The organism is Microbacterium sp. Yaish 1, assembly GCF_002245215.1.
Classification (GTDB): Bacteria; Actinomycetota; Actinomycetes; order Actinomycetales; family Microbacteriaceae; genus Microbacterium.
The window spans coordinates 1,010,395-1,024,858 of the sequence record NZ_NPMR01000002.1 but is presented as its reverse complement, the minus strand read 5'-3'; the positions used below and the strand labels follow the sequence as shown (position 1 = coordinate 1,024,858).

Here is a 14,464-nt window from a genome sequence, read left to right as displayed (position 1 = left end):
CTCAGCGGACCGGGAGCGGCACCGGGACCGTCGCGGCGATGTCGGCCAACGCCGCCTCGACCACTTCCGCGCCGCTGCGGCCGCGGGAGGCGCCGGTCGTCCGCGCCGGGATGAGGCGGTGGGCGAAGACCGGCTGCAGCAGCGCGACGATGTCGTCCGGGATGACGAAGGGGCGGCCGTCGAGCGCTGCCCACACCTTCGCGGCGCGGACGAGCTGCAGGGTGGCGCGGGGGCTCGCCCCCAGGCGCAGATCGCGGTGGTCGCGGGTGGCGCGGGCGATCGCGACCGCGTACTCCTCGACCGAGGGCGAGACATGCAGGCTGCGCGCCCAGGCGATGAGGTCCTGCACCTCGTTCGCCGTGATGACCGGGGCGAGCGACGACAGCGGGTTGACGGTGTCGCGCTGACGCAGCATCCGGGCTTCGGACGCGGCGTCGGGATAGCCCATCGAGATGCGCATCATGAAGCGGTCGCGCTGCGCCTCCGGTAGGGCGTAGGTGCCCTCCATCTCGAGGGGGTTCTGCGTCGCGACCACGAGGAACGGGGCGGGCAGCGCGTGGGTGCGCCCGTCGACGGTCACCTGGCGTTCCTCCATCGCCTCGAGCAGCGCGGACTGCGTTTTGGGGGAGGAGCGGTTGATCTCGTCGGCGATGACGATGTGGGCGAAGATCGCCCCCTGCTTGAACTCGAACTCGCGGTCGGCCTGATTGAAGACGCTCACGCCCGTGACGTCGCCGGGCAGCAGGTCGGGGGTGAACTGGATGCGGCGCACCGTGGCATCCACGGTCGCGGCGAGCGCACGCGCGAGCATCGTCTTGCCGACGCCCGGCACGTCCTCGATGAGAAGGTGCCCCTCGGCGAGGAGGCAGACGAGCGCGGAGCGCACCGCCTCGGGCTTGCCGTCGATGACGCGGGCGATGCTCGCCGAGATCGCATCGGTGGTGGCGGCGAACCGGTCGGGACCCAAAGCTGCCTGGCTGCCGTCGTTGGTCATGCGATCCCCTCGTTCTCCGCGCCGCGTGTCCCGCCGCGTCGCGCCCGTCTGGCGAGAGCCTAACCGGCCCCGGTGACGGGAGGACTCAGGTTCCGGGTTAGACTGGTGTCAGCTCTCCGCGAGGCGGCATCCAGGCCAACTCCCCCAGGACGGAAACGTAGCAAGGGTAACCGGGCTCTGCCGGGTTCGCGGAGAGTCTTACTTTTTCCCCACCGTCGTGGCCTGCGGCATCCGCCGCCACGACCGTGGCGATATTCACGGCTCGTGGTCAGGCCTCTCCCTCTTAGGCTGAACCCGTGGCTCAGAGCATCTACATCACGTCCGCAGAAGGCCATTCCGCGAAGTCGATCATCGCGCTGGGGGTGCTCGAGGCGTTCAGCCGTGTCGCGCCCCGCGTCGGAGTGTTCCGGCCGATCGCCCGGTCGACGGAGGAACGCGACTACGTCCTCGAGATGCTGCTCGACCACGACGGCGTCGACCTCGCGTACGACGAGTGCATCGGCGTCACCTACGACGACATGCGGCGCGACCCCGACGGGGCGCTCTCTCGCATCGTGGAGCGTTACAAGTCGGTCGAGGCCAAGTGCGACGCCGTCGTCATCATGGGCAGCGACTACACGGATGTCGGTTCCCCCGCGGAGCTGAGCTACAACGGCCGCATCGCGGTGAACCTCGGGGCACCGGTGCTGCTGGTGCTCGGCGGACGAGCGGGGCAGGGCGGCGGCGAGAAGCTCGGGTCCGCCCCGGCACGCACCCCCGACGAGATGGGACAGATCGCATCGCTGGCGGTGTCGGAGCTGCGCGACGACCGAGCCGAGCTGTTCGCCGTCGTGGCCAACCGCGCGGACGGCGATCGTCTCGACGAGATCATCGAGGCCGTGCGCGGTGCGGTGCCGCAGAACGTCCCGGTCTGGGCCGTGCCGGAGGACCGCTTCCTCGTGTCGCCGTCGGTGAGCACCGTCCTCGCCGCCGTCGAGGGGTCGCTCGTCAAGGGCGACGCCGACCTGCTGGGGCGCGAGGTGCTCGGGGTCGTCATCGGTGCGATGTCGATGGTCAACGTGCTCCCGCGGCTCAGCGAGCGCTCGGTCGTGGTCATCCCGTCCGACCGGGCCGAGGTGCTCCTGGCCACGCTGCTCGCACACGCGTCGGGCACCTTCCCCTCGCTCTCGGCGATCGTCATCAACGGCGGGTTCCCGCTGCCCGAGGCGGTCGACCGGCTGATCGACGGCGTCGGCGAGACGCTGCCGATCATCGCCACCGATCTCGACACCTACGAGACCGCGGCCCGCATCATGGGCACGCGGGGGCGCCTCGCGGCCGATTCGCGGCGGCACTACGAGGCCGCCGCGGCGCTCTTCGAGCGGCACATCGACACCAACGAGCTCACCGAGGCGCTCGGGCTCGCGCGGTCCACCGTCGTGACCCCGCTGATGTTCGCATACGGCCTGGTCGAGCGGGCCCGCACCGACCGCCGCCGCATCGTCCTGCCCGAAGCCGACGATGACCGCGTGCTGCACGCCGCCTCGATCGTGCTCGCGCGCGGCATCGCCGACATCACGCTGCTGGGCGAGGAGATCGAGGTGCGCTCGCGCGCGCTGGAGCTCGGTCTCGACCTGCGCGGAGCCGAGATCCTCTCGCCCTTCGACGCCGTCCACGTCGACAAGTTCGCCCGCGAGTACGAGCGTCTGCGCGCCCACAAGGGCATGACGTACGGCCAGGCGGCCGACACCGTCACCGACGTGTCGTACTTCGGCACGCTCATGGTGCACCTCGGTCTCGCCGACGGCATGGTCTCGGGTGCCGCCCACACGACGGCGCACACGATCCGTCCGGCCTTCGAGATCATCAAGACCAAGCCGGGCGTCTCGGTCGTCTCGAGCGTCTTCCTCATGGCGCTCGCCGACCGCGTCCTCGTCTACGGCGACTGCGCCGTCATCCCCGACCCCACGAGCGAGCAGCTCGCCGACATCGCCGTGTCGTCGGCCGAGACGGCGCGCCAGTTCGGCATCGACCCGCGCGTGGCGATGCTGTCGTACTCGACGGGGGAGTCGGGGTCCGGCGCCGACGTCGACAAGGTGCGGGCGGCCACCGCGCTCGTGCGCGAGCGCGCCCCCGAGCTACTGGTCGAGGGCCCCATCCAGTACGACGCGGCGACCGACGCGGCCGTCGCGGCGAAGAAGATGCCCGGATCGTCCGTCGCGGGCAAGGCGACGGTGTTCGTCTTCCCCGACCTGAACACCGGGAACAACACGTACAAGGCCGTCCAGCGCTCGGCCGGCGCCGTCGCCATCGGCCCCGTCCTGCAGGGCCTCAACAAGCCGATCAACGACCTCTCCCGCGGAGCCCTCGTCGAAGACATCGTCAACACGATCGCCATCACCGCGATCCAGGCCCAGGGAGGGGCATCCGCATGAGCATCGTGCTCGTCATCAACAGCGGCTCGTCGTCGTTCAAGTACCAGCTGATCGACGCCGAGACCGGGCTCCCTCACGCGTCGGGCCTCGTCGAGCGCATCGGGCAGGAGCAGGGCCGGGTCAAACACACCGTGTTCTTCCCGCCGGCCGCTGCCGGGGAGGCCGCCGTCACCGCCACCGACGCCACCTACGAGCGCGAGCTCCCGATCGCCGACCACACCGCCGGCTTCCAGCTCATGCTCGACGCGTTCGCCGAGAACGGCCCGTCGCTCGAGCAGCACGCGCCCGTCGCCGTCGGCCACCGCGTCGTCCACGGCGGCGCGCGGTTCTTCGAACCCACGCTCATCACGCCCCTCGTCGAGATCAACATCGACGAGCTGTCGGTGCTCGCGCCCCTCCACAACCCCGGCGCACTGCAAGGCATCCGCGCGGCCAAGGCCGCCTTCGCCGACCTGCCGCACGTCGCGGTCTTCGACACCGCCTTCCACCAGACGATGCCGCCCGCCGCCTACACCTACGCGATCGACACGGCGCTCGCCGAGGCGCACCGCGTCCGCCGCTACGGCTTCCACGGCACCTCGCACAAGTTCGTCTCGGAGGCGGCCGCGGCTCACCTCGGCCGTCCGCTCGCCGAGCTGCGCCAGATCGTCTTCCACCTCGGCAACGGCGCATCCGTCACGGCGATCGACAGCGGTCGTTCGGTCGACACGTCGATGGGGATGACGCCGCTGGAGGGCCTGGTCATGGGCACGCGGTCGGGCGACATCGACCCCGCCGTCATCTTCCACCTCGCCCGCCGCGCCGAGATGACCATCCCGCAGCTCGACGATCTCCTGAACAAGCGGAGCGGCATGCTGGGCCTGGCGGGGGTCTCCGACATGCGCGACATCGAGGACGGGGTCGAGCGCGGCGACGAGGCGGCCACGCTGGCGTTCGAGGTGTACGCCCACCGGCTGCGCGCCTACGCCGGTGCGTACCTCGCAGAGCTCGGCGGGGTCGACGTCATCTCCTTCACCGCCGGCGTGGGGGAGAACTCCCCGCTGGTGCGCGCCGCGGCCCTCGAGACGCTCGGGTTCGCGGGTGTCGAGATCGATCCGGCCCGAAACGAGCAGCGCGGGCGCGGCATCCGCCGGATCTCCACGGATGCCTCCCGGGTCGAGGTGCTCGTCGTCCCGACGAACGAGGAGCTGGAGATCGCGCGGCAGACCATCGCCGTGACGGCGTGACCGCCGGACCTCATTACGCTGGTTCCGTGACCTCGGCTCAGCTTCCCGACCTGACCACCTACGACGGCGTTCTGTTCGACCTCGACGGCGTGCTCACCCCGACCGCCGACGTGCACATGCACGCGTGGCAGACCATGTTCACCGAGCTGTTCACGGCCTGGGGGATCACGCCGGAGTACACCGCGGACGACTACTTCCGTCATCTCGACGGCAAGAAGCGCTACGACGGCGTCGCGAGCCTGCTGCGCTCACGCGACGTCGAGGTGCCGTGGGGCGACCCCGGCGACGACCCGTCGGCCGACACCATCTGCGGCATCGGCAACCGCAAGAACGCGGTGTTCGAGCGCGTCCTGCGAGCCGAGGGCATCGCGCCGTACCCCGGATCGCTGGCCCTGGTCGACAAGCTCCAGGCCGCCGGGGTTTCGATCGCCGTGGTCTCCAGCTCGAAGAACGCGCGCGAGGTCCTCGCGGTCGCCGGGCTTCTGGACAGGTTCCCCGTCGTCATGGACGGCGTGATCGCCGAGGAGCGCCACCTGCCCTCCAAGCCCGCGCCTGACGTCTTCGCGGAGGGCGCGCGCATGCTCGGCGTCGACCCGGCCCGTTCCGTCGCGATCGAGGACGCCCACTCGGGTGTCGAGTCGGCGGTCGCGGCAGGCTACGCTCTCGTGGTCGGCGTCGATCGCGGCGCCGGCGCCGACGCGCTCCGCGCGCTCGGAGCCCACGTCGTCGTCGACGATCTCGACGCTTTCGTCTGACCAACGTCAACACCCGCCCGCATCGCCCGCCTCCAGCGGCGGGGCCCGTCCTCCGGAAGGCCCTCATGATCGATCGCGATCGCTTCCCCGTCGACCCCTGGCGTCTCGTCGAGAAGAGGTTCTCGGTCGAGGACATCGGCGTGACCGAGACGCTGTTCGCGGTCGGCAACGGCTACCTCGGGTTGCGCGGCAACCACCCGGAGGGACGCTACGCGCACGAGCACGGCACCTTCATCAACGGCTTCCACGAGATCTTCCCGATCCGCCACGCCGAGCAGGCCTTCGGCTTCGCCGAGGTCGGCCAGACGATCATCAACGCGCCCGACGCGAAGGTCATGCGTGTCTACGTCGACGACGAGCCGCTCTCGCTCGACGTCGCCGACATCCGCGACTACGAGCGGGTCCTCGACATGCGCACCGGCGTGCTCACCCGGAAGCTGCTGTGGGTCACCCCGAGCGGCAAGGAGGTGCAGGTCGACTTCGAGCGCCTCGTGTCGTTCGAGCAGAAGCACCTCGCGATCATGCGCCTGACGGTGACGGTGCTGAACTCCGACGCCCCGGTCTCGGTGAGCAGCCAGATCGTCAACCGCCAGGACGGCGAGGACGTCTACGGGGGATCGGCGCCGGGCCGCGCCACCGCGGGCTTCGACCCGCGGAAGACCGAGAAGATCGAGGAGCGGGTCCTCCAGCCGCAGGAGTACTGGCAGGACGAGGACGGCCGGTCGGTCCTGTCGTACAAGTCCACCAACTCCGGGATGACGGTGTCGGTCGTCGCCGACCACCTCGTCGAGACCGAGAACGAGTACTCCTCCCGTCGCCTCATCGAGCCCGACATCGCCAAGAACGTCTTCCGGGTGAACGCGCGGCAGGGTGTCCCCATCACCGTCACCAAGCTCGTGAGCTACCACACGTCGCGCGGCGTGCCGGCTCGCGAGCTCGTCGAGCGCAGTCGCCGGGTGCTCGACCGGGTCCGCGAGGAGGGAGTCGCGGTTCAGTTCGAGCGGCAGGCGGCGTGGTGCGCCGACTTCTGGCGTCGTTCCGACGTGCGCATCGGCGGCCACGAGGACCTGCAGCAGGCGACCCGCTGGTGCCTGTTCCAGCTCGCGCAGGCGGCCGCCCGAGCCGACGGGCAGGGCGTGCCCGCCAAGGGCGTCACCGGGTCGGGATACAGCGGCCACTACTTCTGGGACACCGAGGTCTACGTCCTGCCCTTCCTGGCCTACACGACTCCGCTGTGGGCCCGGAACGCGCTGCGCATGCGCTACCTCATGCTCCCCGCCGCGCGCCGCCGGGCGCGTCAGCTCAACGAGGCCGGCGCCCTGTTCCCGTGGCGCACGATCAACGGCGAAGAGGCCTCCGCCTACTACGCCGCCGGCACCGCGCAGTACCACATCAACGCCGACGTCAGCTTCGCCCTCGCGAAGTACGTGCGGGCCACGGGCGACGTCGATTTCCTCTACCGCGAGGCCGTCGACATCGCCGTCGAGACGGCACGGCTGTGGTCGACGCTCGGGTTCTGGCGCTTCGGCGAGGACGGTGCCGCGGAGTCGTTCCACATCCACGGCGTCACCGGACCCGACGAATACACGACGGTCGTCAACGACAACCTCTTCACGAACGTGATGGCTCGGTTCAACCTGCGGTTCGCCGCGCGGACGGTGCGCGACATGGCCGAGGAGGCGCCCGAGGCGTATCGCGCGCTCATCGAGCGTCTCGACCTCGACCCCGCAGAGGCCGACGGGTGGGAGCGGGCGGCCGAGGCGCTGCTCATCCCGTTCAGCGAGTCGCTGCGCATCCACCCGCAGGACGCGGTGTTCCTCGACCGCGAGGTGTGGGACCTGGAGAACACCCCCGACAGCCAGCGGCCGCTGCTGCTGCACTTCCACCCGCTCGTGATCTACCGCTACCAGGTGCTCAAGCAGGCCGACGTGGTGCTGGCGCTGTTCCTCCAGGGCAACCACTTCACCGACGAGGAGAAGCTGGCCGACTTCGAGTACTACGACCCGCTCACGACCGGCGACTCGACGCTGTCCGGTGTCGTGCAGTCGATTCTCGCGGCCGAGGTCGGCTACCAGGACCTCGCGCTGGAGTACTTCCTCGAGTCGATCTACGTCGATCTCGGCGACCTCCACAGCAACGCCTCGGACGGCGTGCACGTCGCCTCCGCCGGCGGCGTGTGGACCGCTCTCGTCTCCGGATTCGGCGGCATGCGCGACCACTACGGCGCCCTGAGCTTCGACCCGCGCCTGCCGCGCGACTGGCCGTCGCTGGAGTACACCCTGCACTGGCAGGGCACGCGCCTGGACATCACGCTGACCGCCGAGGCTATGACCGTCGCCGCGGGGCCGGGCGATGCGGTGGACTTCTCGGTGCGCGGTCGCGAGTTCCGGGTCGCGGGCGGCGAGACCGTCCGCATCCCGCTCGCCGGTCAGGGGCCGCTCCTGTCGGGCCGGCCGTCGCTGCGCCAGCTCGCGCAGTCGCGCCGCGAGGACGGGTCGCTGCTGTCGGCCTCGATCCCCGACGCGACGGTCACGACGTCGATCCCGACGGTGACGACCGAGGTTCCCATCATCACCGGCGAGGTTCCCGTCGTCGAGGACTACGCGCAGACCTTCGCCGACCAGCAGGTGGGCACCGACTCCTGACGTCGCGGGGGTCGCTCCTGGCGGGCCAGCTCAGGGCAGCGCCGCCGCGACGGTCGCAGGCGCGGACCCCGTGGGCACGGCGAGCTCGGACATGATCGCGCGCACGGCGTCGCGGCCCGCGCGGTTGGCGCCGACCGTCGACTGCGACGGTCCGTAGCCGATGAGGAAGAGCCGCGGCTCGTCGATCGCTCGCCCGTTCGCGACCCGGATGCCGCCGGCGGCGGTGCGCAGGCCCAGCGGGGCCAGGTGCGGGATGTCGGCGCGGAAGCCGGTCGCCCACAGGATCGCGTCGGCGGGCTCGAGCCGGCCGTCCGGCATGCGCACGCCGGTCGGCTCGATCCGCTCGAACATCGAATGCCGGACCAGTACGCCGCGCTGCTGAGCCGACTCCGCCCAGCGGTTCCAGTGCAGGCCGGTGACCGAGATGACGCTGCCGGGCGGGAGCCCCTGCCGCACGCGCTCCTCGACCCCGGCGATCGCCGCGATGCGCACGGCGGTGTCGAACCCGCCGGCGTCCCACCGCAGCTCGTCGCGCGTCACCCAGAAGGTGTCGGCGACGCGGGAGATCTCGTCGAGCAGCTGGATGGCCGAGATCCCGGCGCCGACGATGACGACCCGCTGCCCCGAGAACTCGTCGGCCGAGACGTAGTCGTGCACGTGGAGCTGGCGCCCCACGAAGGTGTCGGCTCCCGGGTAGCGCGGCCAGAACGGGCGGCGCCACGTCCCCGTGGCATTGACCACCCAGCGCGCCGACCACGACCCGGTTCCGGTGACCACCCGCAAGCGACCGTGCGGGTCGGCGTCCTCGCGTTCGACGCGCCGCACCTCCACGGGGCGGTGCACCCGGAGGTCGAAGCGACGCTCGTAGTCGTCGAAATAGGCGGGAAGCACGGCACGGGCCGGAGCAGCCGGATCAGCCGGCGGCACCGCGAAACCGGGCAGCTCATGGATGCCGTTGACCGTCTCCATGCGCAGCGATTCCCACCGGTGCTGCCAGGCGCCGCCGGGAGCGTCCTCGGCGTCGAGGACGACGAACGTCCGCGCCGACGTGTCGGAGGGGATGTCGCCGGGGGAGAAGGGAACGAACCCGCGGCGGCGCAGATGGTAGGCGGCCGAGAGCCCGGCCTGCCCGGCGCCGATGACGACGACGTCGACGCGTGCGGCTTCCATGCCCCGTGCAACCGTGCGCGGGTGCGCACTGTTCCCGACGTGGGGATGCCGACAGGGCCGGTGTCAGCGGTACGCCGTAGTCTGTCTGGGTGACCACCGCCCTCTACCGCCGCTACCGTCCCGAAGCGTTCGGCGAGATGATCGGCCAGTCGCAGGTGACCGAACCCCTGATGACGGCGCTCCGCTCCGACCGCGTCGGTCACGCGTACCTCTTCTCCGGTCCCCGCGGCTGCGGCAAGACCACCTCGGCCCGCATCCTCGCCCGCTGTCTGAACTGCGCGCAGGGACCAACCGACACCCCGTGCGGCACGTGCGACAGCTGCGTCGAGCTGAGCCGTGGCGGCGGCGGCTCACTCGACGTCGTCGAGATCGACGCGGCCTCCCACAACGGTGTCGACGACGCCCGCGACCTGCGCGAGCGCGCCGTCTTCGCCCCGGCCCGCGACCGCTTCAAGATCTTCATCCTCGACGAGGCGCACATGGTGACGGCGCAGGGCTTCAACGCTCTGCTGAAGCTCGTCGAAGAGCCGCCGGCCCACGTGAAGTTCATCTTCGCGACGACCGAGCCCGAGAAGGTCATCGGCACGATCCGCTCGCGAACCCACCACTACCCGTTCCGGCTGGTGGCGCCCGCCGCGATGCTCGAGTACGTCGAGCAGCTGTGCACCCAGGAGGGCGTGCAGGTCGAGGCCGGCGTGCTGCCGCTCGTCGTGCGGGCCGGGGGCGGGTCGCCGCGAGACACGCTCTCGCTGCTCGACCAGCTGATCGCCGGGTCCGACGACGGCGCCGTCGCGTACGAGCGCGCCGTGGCCCTCCTCGGCTACACCCACGCCGAGCTGCTCGACGAGGTCGTCGGGGCGTTCGGCGCCGTCGACGCCGCAGCGGCCTTCGCGGCGGTCGACCGGGTCATCCAGACCGGTCAGGACCCGCGCCGTTTCGTCGACGACCTGCTCGAGCGCCTCCGCGATCTCATCATCGTGTCGGCGACCGGCCAGGGCGCATCCGCCGTGCTGCGCGGCGTGTCCGCGGAAGAGCTCGAGCGGATGGGGCGGCAGGCCTCGCTCTTCGGTACCGACCGTCTCTCGCGCACGGCCGACCTCGTCGTCACCGCCCTCGACGAGATGTCGGGCGCCACGTCGCCGCGGCTTCAGCTGGAGCTGCTGGTGGCGCGCGTCCTCGCCGCCGCGCAGCACAGCGTTCCCGCCGCCGACCAGGCCCCGGTCGCCGCCGCTCCCGCGTCGCACGCCTCGTCTCCCGCGGCCGCGCCCGCAGCTCCGCCGCGCATCGTCACGCCCGCCCCGGCGCAGGTTCCGGCCCCCGCGCAGCCCGAGCGCACCGCGTCCGCGCCGTCCTCTGCCCCCGCCCCCGCCGCGCAGCCTCCCGCGGCCCCGGCCCCGGCCCCGGCCCCGGCCCCGGCCGAACCGCGCGATCCGTCGACCGTCACGCTCGCGCAGATGCGCGATGCGTGGCCCGAGGTGCTGCAGCGTCTCGAGTCGATCAGCCGCACCTCGTGGATGATCGCCTCCGTCGCCACGCCTGTCGCGTTCTCCGAGACGGGTGTGCTGACGCTGTCCTTCCAGAGCCAGTCCGACGTCCTGCAGTTCAAGAAGCTCAACGCGGGCAAGGGCCCGAGCGAAGATCTGCGTGGCGCGATTCTGAGCGTCCTCGGCGTGCGCGTCAAGTACGTCGCCCGCCACGACTCCGACCCCGGCGGCGGCCCCGCACCCGGGGGGCCTCCGGCCCCGCAGCCGGGCGGGCAGTCGGGTGGCGCACCACGGCAGCATCCCGCGGGGGATCACCGGCAGTCCGCGCCCGCCCCGTCGTCGCAGCCGGCTCCCGGCGGTCAGCGCACCGCGGGCGCACCCTCGGCGTCGGCGGGCGCCCGTCCGGCCGCATCCGCGTCACCATCCGGCTCCGCTTCCTCCGCCGGCCCCGTCACCGAGTGGGCCGTCGCGCCCATCCCGCAGGGCGACCCGGCGCCGCAGTTCGCGGTGGACGACGAGCCGGAGGATGCCGTCGCCGCCCCCGTGCGCACGCTCACGGCGCCCCACGACGGTGACGTCGACCCCTACCCCGAGCCCCTGCCGCCCATCGACGAGGAGGACCGCGACTACCCGCCGCCTCCCGTCGACGACTACGCGCCCCTGCCCCCGCGCGCGCCGGTCGCCGTCGAACGGCCAATGACCACCGCCCCGGCGACGACAGGCCCCGCACCGGCATCGCCGGAGGCTGCCGTCGCCGCCCCGGCGCCGTCGAACGGCCGCTCGAACGCGGCACCCGCCCGGGGCGGTATCGAGCGCTACGGCGAGGCGGTCGTCCGCCAGATGCTCGGAGCCACCTTCGTTCGCGAAGAACCCTTCACCTCACCCACGAGATTCGGCTAAGCCATGTACGACGGCATCGTCCAGGACCTCATCGACGAGTTCGGCCGCCTGCCCGGCATCGGGCCGAAGTCGGCGCAGCGCATCGCGTTCCACATCCTGCAGACTCCCACCTTCGACGTCTCCAAGCTCTCGCACCTGCTCGGCGAGCTGCGCGAGCGCGTGCGCTTCTGCGAGGTCTGCGGCAACGTGTCCGAGCACGAGCGCTGCGCGATCTGCCGCGACCCGCGGCGTGACGGCACGTTCATCTGCGTCGTCGAAGACGCCAAGGACGTCGCCGCGATCGAGCGCACGCGCGAGTTCCGCGGCCTGTACCACGTGCTCGGCGGCGCGATCAGTCCCATCGGCGGCATCGGCCCCGACGACCTCCGCATCGCGCAGCTCATGCAGCGTCTGGCCGACGGCACCGTGCAGGAGGTCATCCTCGCGACCAACCCGAACCTCGAGGGAGAGGCCACTGCGACCTACCTCAGTCGCCTCCTGACGGCTCTCGAGATCCGCGTGACGCGGCTGGCGTCGGGCCTCCCCGTCGGAGGCGACCTCGAGTACGCCGACGAGGTCACCCTCGGCCGCGCGTTCGAGGGGCGCCGCCAGCTCTGACAGCGCCCCTCGGGTGCGGCGTCAGGCCGGCTGGTCAGCGAGGCCGACGACGTCGAGCAGCCACGCGAGCTCGAACGCGCGCTCGCGCCAGGAGTTGTACCGGCCGCTCACGCCACCGTGACCGGCCACCATCTCGCACTTCAGCAACGCGTCGGCCCCGACCTCTCGCAGACGGGCGACCCACTTCGCGGGCTCGACGTACATCACGCGAGTGTCGTTGAGTGAGGTGACCGCGAGGATGCGCGGGTACGTCACGTCCTCGCGCACGTTCTCGTACGGCGAGTACGACTTCATGTACGCGTACACGTCCGGGTCGTGCAGCGGGTCGCCCCATTCGTCCCACTCGATGACGGTCAGCGGCAGCGACGGGTCGAGGATCGTCGTGAGCGCATCGACGAAGGGCACCGCGGCCAGCACACCGGAGAACAGCTCGGGGGCGAGGTTCGTGACGGCGCCCATGAGGAGGCCGCCGGCCGACCCGCCCTCGGCGGTCATCCGGTCGGGCGAGGTGTAGCCGGTCTCGACGAGGTGGCGCGCGACGGCGACGAAGTCGGTGAACGTGTTGCGCTTGTGCAGCAGCTTCCCGTCCTCATACCACTGCCGCCCCATCTCGCCGCCGCCTCGCACGTGGGCGACGGCGAACACGACGCCGCGGTCGAGGAGCGACAGGCGCGCCACCGACATCGCGGGGTCGATCGAGTGCTCGTACGACCCGTAGCCGTACAGGTGCAGCGCGCGCGGCTGCCCGGCCCCGCTGTCGGCGGGGTCGCCGAACGACCGCTTCCACACGACCGAGACCGGGATGCGCGTCCCATCGTCGGCCGTCGCCCACACCCGTCGCTGCTCGTAGTCCGCGGGGTCGTACCCGCCCAGCACCGGCTGGCGCTTGCGCAGCAGCAGCTCCCCGGTCGCGACGACGTAGTCGTAGACGGTGCCGGGGGTGACGAACGAGCCGTAGCCGAGACGCAGGACGGGCGGCGCCCACTCGGGGTTGCCGCCCGAGCCCACGGTGTAGAGCGGCTCGTCGAACTCGAGCTCGGTGACCGAGGCCGAGCCGTAGTCGAAGATGCCCAGACGCTGCAGTCCGTCGCGCCGGTAGCCGAGCAGCGCCCAGTCGCGGAACGTCGAGAGGCCTTCGAGGCGGCGTCCCGGCTCGTGGGGGAGCACGACCTGGCGCGCACCCGTCGGGTCGTCGGCCGAGACCCGGACGAGCTCGAAGTCGAGCGCGCCGTCGTTGTGCAGGACGTAGAGCACATCCTCGCCGTCCACGATCGCGTGGGAGACGGAGTACTCCACACCCTCCCGGCGCGGCCACACCGAGCGCGGTTCCGCCCGCAGATCGTCGGCCGGCACGAGGAACTCCTCGCTCGTGATCGACGAGCCGACCTCGATCACCAGGTACCGGTCGCTGCGCGTGAAGCCCGCACCCACCCAGTAGCGTTCGTCGGGCTCGTGGAACAGACGCTCGTCGGAGGTCGTGTCGGTGCCGATCTCGTGCAGCCAGACCGAGTCCGGCCGCCACGCGTCATCCACCGTGGAGTAGACGACGAACCGGCCGTCGGGCGACAGCGAGGCTCCCGCGAAGGTCCCGGTGATCTCGTCGGGCAGGTTCTCGCCGGTGGCGATGTCGCGAAGGCGCAGCGTGTATCGCTCGTCGCCCTCGGTGTCGACGCCGTACAGCAGCAGGGAACCGTCGGCCGAGACCTCGAAGCTCCCGAGCGAGAAGAACTCCGCGCCCTCGGCCTCGATGTTGCCGTCGAGAAGCACCTGCTCGCCGGGCACATCGACGCCGGGCTCGAGCTGCGGCGGTGTCCAGTCGTCGGGCGACGTGAGGGGAGCGCGGCAGTGAATTCCGTACTGGCTGCCCTCGACCGTGCGGCTGTAGTACCACCAGTCGCCGCGGCGGCTCGGAACGGACAGGTCGGTCTCGAGCGTGCGCCCCTTGATCTCCTCGAAGATCCGCTCGCGCAGCCCGCTCAGGTGCGCCGTGCGGGCGTCGGTGTAGGCGTTCTCGGCCTCGAGGTGCGCGATCACCTCGGCGTCGTCCTTCTCGCGCAGCCACTCGTAGCGGTCGACGAACTCGTCGCCGTGGTGGGTGCGGCGGTGCTCGCGCACGGCCGCTACAGGGGCCGCGGGAGCGTCGGAGGAGGAAGGGGTGCGGATGTCGCGGGTGTCGGTCACCGTTCCACGCTAGCGCCGTGACCGCCTGATCCGGCCGCTCGGATTCACGGTGACGGCGATGGTGTGGCAGGATTCGATGGTCCGGTTGCCGGACCCTG

Annotated in this window: 9 protein-coding genes and 1 other RNA gene; 7 read left to right on the top strand and 3 right to left on the bottom strand. The window is 71.4% G+C overall.

Going from position 1 to position 14,464, the window contains the following annotated elements; translation table 11 throughout:
* Nucleotide 1: 1 nt before the first annotated feature.
* On the bottom strand, nucleotides 2-994 hold the full coding sequence (locus CI089_RS13970; protein WP_094262065.1) for an AAA family ATPase: 993 nt from the start codon (nucleotides 992-994) through the stop codon (nucleotides 2-4).
* 107 nt (nucleotides 995-1,101) lie between these two features.
* On the opposite strand from CI089_RS13970, the gene ffs reads away from it, so the two are divergent.
* The 5 genes from ffs to CI089_RS13945 all read left to right on the top strand — a co-directional run bounded on the left by ffs (nucleotide 1,102) and on the right by CI089_RS13945 (nucleotide 8,034).
* Nucleotides 1,102-1,198, top strand: an RNA gene (ffs, locus tag CI089_RS13965) — signal recognition particle sRNA small type.
* Nucleotides 1,199-1,290: 92 nt separating this feature from the next.
* The gene (gene pta, locus CI089_RS13960; protein ID WP_094262064.1) at nucleotides 1,291-3,408 is read left to right on the top strand and encodes a phosphate acetyltransferase; all 2,118 of its coding nucleotides are present in this window, start codon (nucleotides 1,291-1,293) and stop codon (nucleotides 3,406-3,408) included.
* Nucleotides 3,405-4,634: an acetate/propionate family kinase gene (locus CI089_RS13955; RefSeq protein WP_094262063.1), complete on the top strand. Its 1,230-nt coding sequence runs from the start codon at nucleotides 3,405-3,407 to the stop codon at nucleotides 4,632-4,634. The genes pta and CI089_RS13955 overlap by 4 nt, the downstream gene beginning before the upstream one ends.
* Nucleotides 4,635-4,660: 26 nt before the next feature.
* Nucleotides 4,661-5,389 (top strand): HAD family hydrolase, encoded by a 729-nt coding sequence (locus CI089_RS13950; RefSeq protein ID WP_094262062.1) that lies wholly within the window; start codon nucleotides 4,661-4,663, stop codon nucleotides 5,387-5,389.
* A 65-nt stretch (nucleotides 5,390-5,454) separates the two neighbouring features.
* The gene (locus tag CI089_RS13945; protein WP_094262061.1) at nucleotides 5,455-8,034 is read left to right on the top strand and encodes a glycoside hydrolase family 65 protein; all 2,580 of its coding nucleotides are present in this window, start codon (nucleotides 5,455-5,457) and stop codon (nucleotides 8,032-8,034) included.
* Between the two features lie 30 nt (nucleotides 8,035-8,064).
* Here CI089_RS13945 and CI089_RS13940 read toward each other — a convergent pair whose 3' ends face one another.
* Nucleotides 8,065-9,204, bottom strand: coding sequence for an NAD(P)-binding domain-containing protein (locus tag CI089_RS13940; RefSeq protein WP_094262060.1), 1,140 nt, complete (start codon nucleotides 9,202-9,204; stop codon nucleotides 8,065-8,067).
* An 89-nt stretch (nucleotides 9,205-9,293) separates the two neighbouring features.
* Between CI089_RS13940 and CI089_RS13935 the strand changes: the two genes are divergently transcribed.
* Nucleotides 9,294-11,588 carry a DNA polymerase III subunit gamma and tau gene (locus tag CI089_RS13935; RefSeq protein ID WP_094262059.1) on the top strand — a complete coding sequence of 765 codons (2,295 nt, stop codon included), beginning with the start codon at nucleotides 9,294-9,296 and terminating at the stop codon, nucleotides 11,586-11,588.
* 3 nt (nucleotides 11,589-11,591) lie between these two features.
* The gene (recR, locus tag CI089_RS13930; protein ID WP_094262058.1) at nucleotides 11,592-12,185 is read left to right on the top strand and encodes a recombination mediator RecR; all 594 of its coding nucleotides are present in this window, start codon (nucleotides 11,592-11,594) and stop codon (nucleotides 12,183-12,185) included.
* A 21-nt stretch (nucleotides 12,186-12,206) separates the two neighbouring features.
* Here recR and CI089_RS13925 read toward each other — a convergent pair whose 3' ends face one another.
* Nucleotides 12,207-14,366: a S9 family peptidase gene (locus CI089_RS13925; protein ID WP_373441600.1), complete on the bottom strand. Its 2,160-nt coding sequence runs from the start codon at nucleotides 14,364-14,366 to the stop codon at nucleotides 12,207-12,209.
* Between the last annotated feature and the right edge of the window lie 98 nt (nucleotides 14,367-14,464).